The sequence below is a fragment of the Polaromonas sp. P1_E3 genome, from assembly GCF_056405935.1.
In genome coordinates this window covers 1-10,870 of record NZ_JBFUBD010000088.1, presented here as the reverse complement: position 1 = coordinate 10,870, position 10,870 = coordinate 1, and the positions used below count along the sequence as shown (strand labels likewise).

Annotated in this window: 9 protein-coding genes; 5 read left to right on the top strand and 4 right to left on the bottom strand. The window is 63.5% G+C overall.

Annotated features, from left to right (window positions below):
- The first annotated feature begins 126 nt into the window (after window positions 1-126).
- From AC1D0Z_RS11665 to AC1D0Z_RS11645, 5 genes are all read left to right on the top strand, one after another.
- Complete coding sequence (locus AC1D0Z_RS11665; protein ID WP_477658411.1) at window positions 127-759, top strand: LysE family translocator; 633 nt, start codon at window positions 127-129, stop codon at window positions 757-759.
- A gap of 219 nt (window positions 760-978) precedes the next feature.
- Window positions 979-2,685, top strand: coding sequence for a PAS domain-containing hybrid sensor histidine kinase/response regulator (locus AC1D0Z_RS11660; RefSeq protein ID WP_477658410.1), 1,707 nt, complete (start codon window positions 979-981; stop codon window positions 2,683-2,685).
- Window positions 2,682-3,161 (top strand): response regulator, encoded by a 480-nt coding sequence (locus tag AC1D0Z_RS11655; RefSeq protein ID WP_477658409.1) that lies wholly within the window; start codon window positions 2,682-2,684, stop codon window positions 3,159-3,161. Before AC1D0Z_RS11660 ends, AC1D0Z_RS11655 begins: the two co-directional genes overlap by 4 nt.
- Before the next feature lie 161 nt (window positions 3,162-3,322).
- Entirely contained in the window at window positions 3,323-4,096 is a 774-nt protein-coding gene (locus tag AC1D0Z_RS11650) for a dienelactone hydrolase family protein (protein ID WP_477658408.1), read from the top strand.
- Entirely contained in the window at window positions 4,093-4,764 is a 672-nt protein-coding gene (locus AC1D0Z_RS11645) for a phosphoribosyltransferase (protein WP_477658407.1), read from the top strand. The genes AC1D0Z_RS11650 and AC1D0Z_RS11645 overlap by 4 nt, the downstream gene beginning before the upstream one ends.
- Window positions 4,765-4,796: 32 nt before the next feature.
- Here the strand turns inward: AC1D0Z_RS11645 and AC1D0Z_RS11640 are convergent, their stop codons facing one another.
- From AC1D0Z_RS11640 to AC1D0Z_RS11625, 4 genes are all read right to left on the bottom strand, one after another.
- The gene (locus tag AC1D0Z_RS11640) at window positions 4,797-8,108 is read right to left on the bottom strand and encodes an error-prone DNA polymerase (protein ID WP_477658406.1); all 3,312 of its coding nucleotides are present in this window, start codon (window positions 8,106-8,108) and stop codon (window positions 4,797-4,799) included.
- A 7-nt stretch (window positions 8,109-8,115) separates the two neighbouring features.
- Window positions 8,116-9,603, bottom strand: a complete 1,488-nt coding sequence (locus AC1D0Z_RS11635; protein WP_477658405.1) for a Y-family DNA polymerase — start codon at window positions 9,601-9,603, stop codon at window positions 8,116-8,118.
- Window positions 9,563-10,381, bottom strand: coding sequence for a translesion DNA synthesis-associated protein ImuA (imuA, locus tag AC1D0Z_RS11630; RefSeq protein ID WP_477658404.1), 819 nt, complete (start codon window positions 10,379-10,381; stop codon window positions 9,563-9,565). Before imuA ends, AC1D0Z_RS11635 begins: the two co-directional genes overlap by 41 nt.
- 210 nt (window positions 10,382-10,591) lie before the next feature.
- The coding region (locus AC1D0Z_RS11625; RefSeq protein WP_477658403.1) for a disulfide bond formation protein B at window positions 10,592-10,870 on the bottom strand (279 nt) is incomplete at its 5' end.

Sequence of the window (10,870 nt, the reverse complement as noted above, 5' to 3'; positions counted from 1 at the left end):
CAAGGGCGTGTGCCCCAATTGCGGCGGCGGCTTCACCGTGCGGCCGAGCCGACCCGAGCGCTTTCTCGCCAAATACCCGCCTTCAACCGAACGTGTCTACAAGCCAGAAGGCTGCGGAGCCGCGGCGTGAACACCGCCACGCTGCTGCTTTTTTCCGTCGTGGCGCTGGTAGCCATCGCCACACCCGGCCCTACCGTGCTGCTGGCTTTGGCCAATGGCTCGCGCTACGGTGTACGGCGCTCGGTGCCGGGCATGCTGGGGGCGGTGATGTCCGACTTCGTGCTGGTGGGTGCAGTCGCGCTGGGCCTGGGTGCGCTGCTGGCGGCCTCCGAGTTCTGGTTTTCAATGCTCAAGTGGGCGGGTGCGGTCTACCTGGCCTGGCTGGGCATTCGCCTGCTGCGTTCGCGCGGCGGGTTTGAGGTTCCCGCTGAAAACACCGCCGGCACACAACATGGTGCCCGCGCAATTTTCATGAAATCTTTTTTGGTCGCAGTGACCAACCCCAAGGGTTACCTGTTCTGCTCCGCCCTGCTGCCGCAGTTCATTGACCCGGCAGGCGCGCAGGCGCCCCAGTACATCGCCATTGCGCTGGTGTTTGCGGGCATCGATTTTTCTGTCATGTTTGCTTATGCCTTCGTCGGCGCGCGCGCGATTCGCCTGCTCAAGGCTTCGGCCACACGGTGGATAGACCGCACCTGCGGTGCGGCCCTGCTGGCCCTGGCAGGCTCGCTGGCGTTTTACCGCCGCGCAAACAGCTGAGCACGCGCTTTTTTTTGCAGGATTCAGGGCGCCACCAGCGCCTGAGGTGTCCGCGCACCCCTCCCCGCTGCTATCGGCGCATGGACTTTCCAGCTTAGTCCTGTAAACTGAGTCAGCCTTTCCCGAGGCTTCACGCATCTTCCCGGCCAGGATCGTAGATACGCCGCCCAGCGGCGCCACTCAGCACGATTCGTCGTTACTTTCACAGGAACATGGCCCATGTCACCCGTTACCAGCCTGAGCGCCCTCGATGCGCTCGCCAAAGCCGACGGCATCGAAGTCAGGCGCCAGGAGGCGCTGCTGAAAACCGGCGCGCTCCAAACCGCCATTCTTACCAGCGAAAACTTCTCGATCATCGCCACCGATGAAAAGGGCATCATCCAGCTCTTCAACGTGGGCGCCGAGCGCATGCTGGGTTATATGGCGGCCGAGGTCGTCAACAAACTCAACCCCAGCGACATTCACGACCCGCAGGAAGTGACGGCGCGCGCGCAGGCACTGAGCGAAGAACTCGCCACGACCATTGCGCCTGGCTTCGAGGCGCTGACTTTCAAAGCCTCGCGCGGCATTGAAGACATTTACGAGCTGACCTATATCTGCAAGGATGGCAGCCGGTTTCCGGCTATCGTGTCGATCACCGCCTTGCGCGACGACCTGGGCACCATCATCGGCTACCTGTTGATCGGAACCGACAACTCGGTGCGCAAGCAGGTTGAAGTGGCCTTGAAAGAAGCCATGGCAGTGGCCGAAAAGGCTAACCTCGCCAAATCCGATTTCCTCTCCAGCATGAGCCATGAGCTGCGCACCCCGCTCAGCGCCATCCTCGGCTTTGCGCAGCTGATCGAGTCCGGCACGCCAGAGCCCACGCCATCGCAAAAGCGCAGCGTGGACCAGATCCTTCAGGCCGGCTGGTACCTGCTGGACCTCATCAACGAAATCCTGGACCTGGCGCTGATCGAGTCCGGCAAGCTGTCGTTGTCGCTGGAACCGGTGTCGCTTGCTGAAGTCATGCGCGAATGCGAGACCATGATTGAGTCGCAAGCAGAAAAACGCGGCATCGCCGTGAGCTTTCCGGAGCTGGATACACCGGTCTTTGTCAACGTGGACCGCACACGCCTCAAGCAGGTGCTGATCAACCTGCTGTCCAACGCCATCAAGTACAACGTTGAGCACGGCAAGGTGACCCTCCAGTGCATCGACAAACCTCCCGGGCGTGTCCGTATTTGCGTCGAAGACACAGGCGAGGGCCTGGTGCCCGAGAAAATAGCCCAGTTGTTCCAGCCCTTTAACCGCCTCGGGCAGGAAGCCAGCGGCGAACAAGGCACAGGCATAGGCCTTGTCATGACAAAGCGGCTGGTTGAGCTGATGGGTGGCACCATCGGCGTGGAGAGCGCGGTCGGCAGAGGCAGCATGTTCTGGATCGAACTGAACGTCACCGCCGAACAGAAGTTTTCTCCRGAACTGCTCAATCTCGCGCTGGGCCCTGCAATGCATGAGCCCGCCGATCCACAAACCTGCACCGTGCTTTACGTCGAGGACAACCCCGCCAACCTGATGCTGGTAGAGGACCTGATCGCCAGACGCGCGGACTTCCGTTTGCTGTCAGCGCGCGACGGCATCAGCGGCATTGCGATTGCCCGGGCCTMGCTTCCGGATTTCGTCCTGATGGACATCAACCTTCCCGGCATCAGCGGCATTACCGCCATGAAGATCCTGTCGGAAGACCCCTTGACGCGGGATATTCCCGTGGTGGCGCTCAGCGCCAACGCCATGCCGCGCGACATTGAAAAAGGCCTGCAGGCCGGCTTCTACCGCTATCTCACCAAGCCCATCAAGATCAACGAGTTCATGGAAACCCTTGACCTGATGTTCAAGCTGGCAAAAGCTAAAACCGATCGCGCCGCAGCCAAAGGAATCAAGGTATGAACTCAGAATTCAACATCCTCCATGCCACCGTCCTGATAGTGGACGACCAGCCCGTCAATGTGCAGTTGCTGGAGCAACTGCTGGCAGGCGCCGGTTATACCCAGGTCAGCTCCACCACCAATCCGGCGGAGGTGGCCGCGCTGCACGCGAACCACCGCTACGACCTGATCCTGCTCGACCTGAAAATGCCCGGCATGGACGGCTTCCAGGTGATGGAGGCGCTCAAGGAAGACAAGCACGACAAATACCTCTCGGTCATCGTGCTGACCGCGGAACCGGCGCACAAGCTGCGCGCCTTGCAGGCCGGCGCCAAGGACTTCATCAGCAAACCGTTTGACCTGATCGAAGTCAAAACGCGTATTCACAATGCGCTGGAAGTGCGCCTGCTGTACAAAAAACTGGAAAACTACAGCAGGCTGCTGGAGCTCGCCGTGCAACAGAGCACCGCAGAAACGGACGAGGCGCGAAGCCGCTAATAGCGGGCCCCGCTGGCGCCGGCAGGCTTGCCGGCGTTTTATCGCCGCGTGGACAGTTGAGGTTGCTGTTACAGGCTGCAGCATTCCTACAAGGGAATGGGCGTGTTCCGACAAGGCGGTCACGCCCGCTTTTCTAGCCTAGGGGCTTGCCTGGAGATTTCATGACCAGCCTGCACCCACCCTCCTCTGTTTCGCTTTCTTCGCCTTCCCCATCCTCACATACCACCGTGCAGGAGGTCCGGATTCCCTGCGACGGGGGTTGGTTGTGTGGTGACCTTGCTGCCCCTGACGGCTTCAGCGGCCTGGTGCTGTTTGCCCACGGCAGCGGCAGTGACCGCCACAGTGCGCGCAACCGCCTGGTCGCCGCAAGGCTGCAGCAGGAAGGCATTGCCACCCTGTTGTTTGACCTGCTGACAGTAGAGGAGCAAAAGCGTGATGTCTATACCCGCCAGCACCGCTTTGACATCGCGCTGTCGACAAGGCGGCTGCAAGACACTACCTTGTGGGCGGCTTCGCAACCCGCGCTCCAGCATGCGGTTATCGGCTACTTCGGCGCCAGCACCGGCAGCGCCGCTRCGGTGATCGCCGCGGCGCGGCTTGGGCCGCGCGTCGCCGCCCTGGTGTCGCGTGGTGGCTGTGTCGACCTGGCGGGACCTGTCGCGCTGGCTGCCGTCACGGCACCCACTATCCTGATCGTGGGTGGCGAGGACCACGGTGTGGTGGACATCAACCGCAAGGCCTTCCAGCGGCTGCGTTGCGAGAAACAGCTCACCATCGTGCCGGACGCCACGCACCTGTTTGCCGAGAGCGGTGCCCTGGAGCAGGTCGCGGACCTGTCCGCCGCGTGGTTCGGCCCGCGCCTGGGCCGCGGCACCGCTGCCCCGACCCCCCCGAAGACAACGCTGGATGTCAGCCGCCTGGAGTACGCGCAATGACGGGCGTTTCTTTGCCTTACCATGACCGCGCCCACGCCGGCCGGCTGCTGGCGGAAGCCCTGGCGCATTACCGCGGCCGCCCCGGCCTGCTTGTGCTGGCCTTACCGCGCGGCGGCGTGGCGGTCGGGCGCGAAGTAGCCCGTGAACTGGAGGCGCCGCTGGACATTTTTGTGGTGCGCAAGCTGGGTTATCCGGGACATGAAGAATATGCCATGGGCGCCATGGCCAACGGCGGCGTGCGGGTGATGGATCCGCTGCCGGGCGTCACCCTGGAGCCGCAGGCCGTGGCTGCGGTGGTCGCCAGGGAAGAAGCCGAACTGGTACGCCGTGAACAGCTCTACCGCAACGGGCGCCCATCCATCAGCATTGCAGGRCGAACGGTCATTGTGGTGGACGATGGCTTGGCCACCGGCGCCACGATGCGCGCAGCCACGCTGGCTATCCGGCAGCAGCGTCCGCTGGAGCTCGTGGTCGCCGTGCCTGTCGGCGCCGAAGAAGGGTGCCGCGGGCTGGAAGATCAGGCCACGGAAGTGGTTTGCCCGGCCCGGCCGGAACCCTTCAGCGCCGTCAGCATGTGGTACCGCAACTTTCCCCAGGCCACGGACGACGAAGTGCGCAAGCTGCTGGACGATGCACGGCGGGAGCGCGCACTGCAAACAATCGCCTGACGCGGTGATGGCTTGGCGAGAGACCCGGCACCTCAATGAAAATCACGGCTTGAGGTGCCCAATCGCCCCAGCAGCGGCGTGAGGTCTTCGAGCCGATGCGCCACCAGGTTCCGCACCGCACCATAGCCTTTGGCGGTGCCATTTTCTTCACTGCGCTGCCACACGCCGTGAACCGCCAGCAGGCGTGAGTGCAAAAGCTCAGCGCGCTGCTCTTCCCGCAATGACTTCCACACAATGACGTTGACCGGGCCGGTCTCGTCTTCCAGCGTTACAAAGATGGTGCCGTTGGCGGTTTGTGGTTGCTGGCGCACGGTGACGATGCCGCAGCCAGCGACCTCCTGGCCGTCGGGCAACGCATTGAGTTCACTCGCAGTCAGCAGGCCGCGCCTGGCCAGTCGTCCGCGCAGCAAGGCAAGCGGGTGGCGGCGCAGGGTCRGGCCTGTGGCGTTGTAGTCAAACAGGATGTTTTCGCCTTCGGGGGTGTCGGGCAGTGCAAGCGGCGTTTCATGCGTGGGGACGGACTTGAGCAGCAACGGCGCCGGCTTGATGGCCGAGGCCTCCCAGACCTGCTGGCGCCGGTGGCCGGMCAGCGGCAGCAAGGCATCGGCTGCGGCCAGGGCGTTGATCTCAAGCGAGCCCAGCTGAGCGCGCGACACCAGGTCTTCGGTCGAGGTGAAGGGGGCCGCTGTTCTCGCCTGCACCAGCCTGATCACCGCAGCTTCAGACAGGCCGGCCACCAGGCGCAAGCCCAGGCGAACGGCTGGCTGGTTCTTGTGGATGCCCGGGTACTGCGCAGGAGGCGTGCTTTGGCCTGGCTCCAGTGTGCAATCCCACTCGCTGTGCATCACGTCGACTGCCCTCACCTCCACGCTGTGCCTGCGCGCGTCCTGTACCAGTTGTGAAGGCGCATAAAAGCCCATGGGCTGCGAGTTGATCAGCGCGGCGAGGAAACACGCGGGCTCGTGGCACTTGAGCCAGCAGCTCACATAGACCAGCTTGGCGAAACTGGCGGCGTGACTTTCAGGAAAGCCGTAGTCGCCGAAACCCATGATCTGGCTGAAGATGCGCTCGGCGAACTCCAGCGCGTAGCCGTTCTTCACCATGGCATTGATCAGCCGGTCACGGTAGTGGCCGACGCCGCCCTTGCGCTTCCAGGCTGCCATGGAACGGCGCAATCCATCGGCCTCACCCGGCGTGAAGTCAGCCGCGATGATGGCAATCTGCATCACCTGCTCCTGGAAGATCGGGATGCCCAAGGTGCGCTCCAGTGCCGGGTCCAGCGCCGGGTATTCGGAGGTGACCTTGCCTTCCTTGCGTTTGGTTTCGCGGGCCTTCAGGTAGGGGTGCACCATCCCGCCCTGGATGGGCCCAGGCCGTACGATAGCGACCTCGACGACCAGGTCGTAATAACAGCGCGGCTGCAAGCGCGGCAGCATGGACATCTGCGCCCGGCTTTCGATCTGGAAGACACCCGTGGTGTCTGCCTCGCAGATCATGTCGTAGGTTTGTTCATCTTCCAGCGGCAAGGTGTGCATTTCAAGGTTGCTGCCGCGCGTCTGGTTCACCATGTCCAGGCATCGCCTGATGGCCGATAGCATGCCCAGCGCCAGCACGTCCACCTTCATCAAACCTATGGCCTCCAGGTCGTCCTTGTCCCACTGGATGATGCGGCGTTTTTCCATGGAGGCCGGCTGCACCGGAACCAGCCGCGTGAGCTTGCCCTGCGTCAGCACAAAGCCGCCCACGTGCTGGCTCAGGTGGCGGGGAAAGGCCGGGCGTTCTTTGTCGCGCTTTTTGTGGTCGTCGGCTTCGGCTATTTCGTCTTCAGGTTGCGGATAAACCGCCATCAGCAGCCGGGACAGTTCCAGCCACTGCAGCACCGGCCCGATATCCGCTTGCACTTCGGCCTCGCGGATTTTTTCTTCTAGCACCTTGCTGCCGTCAAACCAGAAATGCTCTTTGGCATAGAGCTCCACCGTGTCGGGATCTATGCCCAGGGCCTTGCCCACGTCGCGCACGGCGCTGCGGGAGCGGTAGCTGATGACGGTGGCGGCAATGGCGGCGCGGTCATGGCCGTATTTTTCATAGATGTACTGGATGACTTCTTCGCGCCGCTCGTGTTCGAAGTCGACGTCGATATCGGGCGGCTCCTTACGCTCACGGCTGATGAAACGCTCGAACAGCAAATCGCTTTCCGACGGGTCGATGGCCGTGACTTCGAGGCAATAGCAGACGGCCGAGTTGGCCGCCGAGCCGCGGCCCTGGCAAAGAATGTCTTTGCTGCGGGCAAACCGCACGATGTCCTGGACCGTGATGAAGTACATCTCGTAGCCCAGTTCCTCGATGAGGGCCAGTTCCTTGCTCACCTGCCGCCTGATCTTGTGGGGAATGCGGCGCTGGTACCGCTTTTGGGCGCCCTGCCAGGCCAGCCGCCGCAAGCAAAAAGCAGGCGTTTCGGCCGCCGGCACCATGTCTTCGTGCGGATAACGATAAAGATCGCGAATCTCATCGAGGTTGAAGCTGCAGCGGCCGGCGATCTCCAGCGTGGCGCGCAGCAAATCGCGCGGGTAAACCTCGGCCAGCTTCATGCGCTGACGCAGGTGCGACTCGGCATTGGCCTGTAATGCAAAGCCGCATTCATGCACCGTGCAGCCCAGCCTGATGGCCGTCAGCACATCGTGCAGCGGCTTGCGCGAACGCAGGTGCATCAGCACATTGCCGGCAGCCACCAGCGCGATACCGGTGCGCCGGCTGACTTCGCGCAGTTGTGCCAGCCGCAAGGCGTCGTCCATGTCCTGCAGCAGTTCCACGGCCAGCCAGGCGTTGCCACCAAAATGCGCCAGCGCCCATTGCGCATGGACGCACAAAGCCCCGGTATCGATGGCCTCGGCCAGGGGTGACAACAACAGCTCGCAATCCTCCAGTATCGAAAAGTCCGTTTCGCCCAAAGCCACGCGGTAGCTGCCTTTTTCAAGGCTGTCGCCCACCTGGCGGGCGGTGGTGATGAACTCGCACAGATTGCCCCAGCCCGTGGCGTTGTGCGGCAGCACCACCAGCCGGAAGGCCGCATTTCCGGTTTCAGATCTCACCAGGAATTCCGCGCCTGGCAGCAACTGGATGGGGCCGTTGAGCTTCTCGAGCTGCTTAACCGCCTCGTGCGCCCGGACCACGCCGGCCACCGAGCATTCGTCGGTGATGGCAATGGCGCGGTAGCCCAGCTCGGCCGCTCGCACCACCAGCTCGTGCGCATGCGAGGCACCGCGCTGGAAGCTGAAATTGCTTAACGCGTGGAGTTCTGCATAGTCCGGCAGCATGATGGATTCGGAGAAGGCTTCGGGCGACATGGCGAACTCAAGCAAAAAAACCGTGCAAATACCAGTGGTGCCGCTGCTGCTGCGCCGCCTGGCCATCGGGCGCCAGCAAAGCCAGCCGGACGCTGTAAATCCACAGCAGGGAGCCCTGCTCGCTGCGGTAGACGTAGTAGTCACGCATCGTGGGCGGTGTGTGGCGCTCGGCATGTGCGCGGTAAGCGCCCTCGCTGGGCGCCAGCCAGCCGGTTGCCTCCAGGCGCTGCGGACCTGCTACGCGTGTGAGCTTGCCCTGGTAGAGCGGGCTGTTGCCTTGGGTCGCCAGGCGCAGCGGCTCGGGCAACAGCCAACTGGGGTAAAGGTCATCGACTTTGGCCAATGGTCCGGCATGAAGGGGTTCCCGTTTGTCGTCTGGCATTTTTCGGCCTTTTGATGCATGTTTTTGGCCTCCAGCCCTTTGCTGTCCAGCGCAACCAGCTATTGATTTGATAGCACCCCTGGCGCAGACCCAGCGCTGCATCAGCTCGGGCCGGTGGTCGCAGCAAGGCTGCCAGGCCTGCACATGGGCATCGCCCAGGCGKGCRCTSAGSCGCTCGACCARYTCCACCRCGCYGTCRCCCTGCYGSCGTGCYTCCATCAGCAGRCTGCCGGTGGCGGCGGCYGMATCRGCCAGCAGYTCGGTRRCCAGCGAYTGCARCGTCAGGCTGTGCACYGGCGCCGGCAGYTTTTGCTGCGCCAGGTGCTCGGAGATGAGGCGCGCCATGTGGCGCAGGTCTTGTGCGGGCTGGGCGGTGCGGATCTCGAGCTCGCCGGTCGGCGGCACGTCGCGGCGCTTGTCCAGGTGCCAGATGATTTTCAGGGCGCACAGCCCGCTCTGGCGCCCCAACAGCCAGGCGTGCAGGTGCACCAGCAGGCGCTCAACGCCCGCCATCAGCGCGGGCCCGTGGGTGACCAGCGCGTTGAGCTCCAGTTTTTCCTCAAAGTGCTCGGGCAGCACCTGCCACGCGTAGTCATCGGCTACGGTGCCGCGGGCGCGGTCCAGCGCCTCCAGCAGTTCGGCGCCAAAACGCCGGGCCACACCGTCGCGAGGCAGGCGCAGCAGGTCGTCCCAGGTGCGGCAGCCAATGCGCTCCAGCACACCCAGGTGCGCACGCGCGGCTGTCAACGTGTCCATGGGCAGGTCGGCCACACGCTTTTTGACAGACCCGGGCTGGTCTTGCTGCATCCGAAGACGCCCAAGCGCTATCAAAGATGTAGCACCTTGCGCCCGCTCAATAAGGGCCGCAACCTGATTTGATGCAAAAAACAGCTGAATTTTCTGCTCGAGCAGCTGCATCAGCCGGGCCAGCCCGCCAAAAAGGCGAAGGCTGCCCGTCACGTCCATCAGCACCGCTTCATCGACCAACGCCACGCGCGGGGTGAAGCTCAACGCCAGGCTGGCCACCGCCCGCTGCAGGGCAGCGGCGTCCTCGCTCCACTGCTGCGCCGCCTCAGTGGTGATCGAGATGCGCAATGCGATCCAGCAACGCATGGATGGGACTCCGGGGTGAGGTAACAGGCAGCGACACCAGCGACGGCAACAGGATGGGGGCAAGCTCCTCCCGCTTTTGCCGGGCCCTGTCGCGGCTGGCCGCCAGCAAGGCCGACAGCCGGGCGGGCCGGGTATCAAGCAGCACCGGCGCAGCCAGCGGCGGGCCGCGGCGCTTGAGCACATGGACGTGCAGGTTGCCGGCTTCGTTCACGGTGCCTTCGGCCAGCAAACGCAGCGGCGCAGGCGAGGACTCCTGCTGCGCCCGCGGCGGACGAAAAACCAACAACAGCTTGTTGTGCGCATGCGCGGCAATCTGCAGGCGGCGCAAATGGGCACTGCGCGCATCCGGCAGCCAGGCCAGCACGCTGTGCACATCGGCGCATTGCAGCGCTTCGCGCGTGGCCCACAGCAGTGACGGCGCGTCACCAAGCTTGCCCTGCACGCTGAGCAGCCGCTGCATGTTGACCCGGCGTGCGCCCAGCGCAGGGCCAAAGGGCAGCCAGGGCGCGCCCACCAGCACGGTGAGCCCGCCGGGCGTCTCTGCCTGCAGGGCTGCCAGTGCCGGCGCAATCAGGCCCCATTCATGCAGCCCGGCCTGCGGCTGCATCACCTCAACCAGCGCCCCCTGTGGCCAGCCGCCGCCGGGCAAAACGGCGTCCAGCGTGGCGTAGCCTGTGGGAAGGGTCCGCAAGCTCGCACTGCCCAGCTCGCCTGCGCGCCATACATGGGCGTTGGCAAGGTCCGGCAAGACGCGGTCCACAGGGGTTGGCGAAAGCATGGTGGGGGTTCAAATCGGGATAAATACTGTATTTATGTACAGTATATCGATTTGACCTCCGCCACGACAGGCTTTAGCCCTTCATGAAAGTCACCTAAAGGGATAAAACGCCATGGGCAAATGTTCGCCTGTCAGCGCCAAATATGGGTAGCGGCTGCTGCGGCAAACGCTCAGCGCGCTGCGGATCCCGTCCAGACCTGGACGGCCCTTTCAGCGGCGTTTCGCCTGGCGGACCATCAACACCAGGCCCACCAGCAGGATCGCCACAAAACACAGGAAAGACCAGTTGGCGATCGACAGGCCCAGGAAGGTCCAGTCAATCTTGGTGCAGTCGCCGCTGCCCTTGAAAATCATGGGAATGGCGCGCTTGAGCGGAAAAGTCTCGATCATTCCGTAGAAGTCGCGGCCGCAAGAGGCGATTTCAGGCGGGTACCACTGCAGGAAACTCTGGCGCGCCGCCACAAAAGCACCAAACCCCGAGAGCAGCAC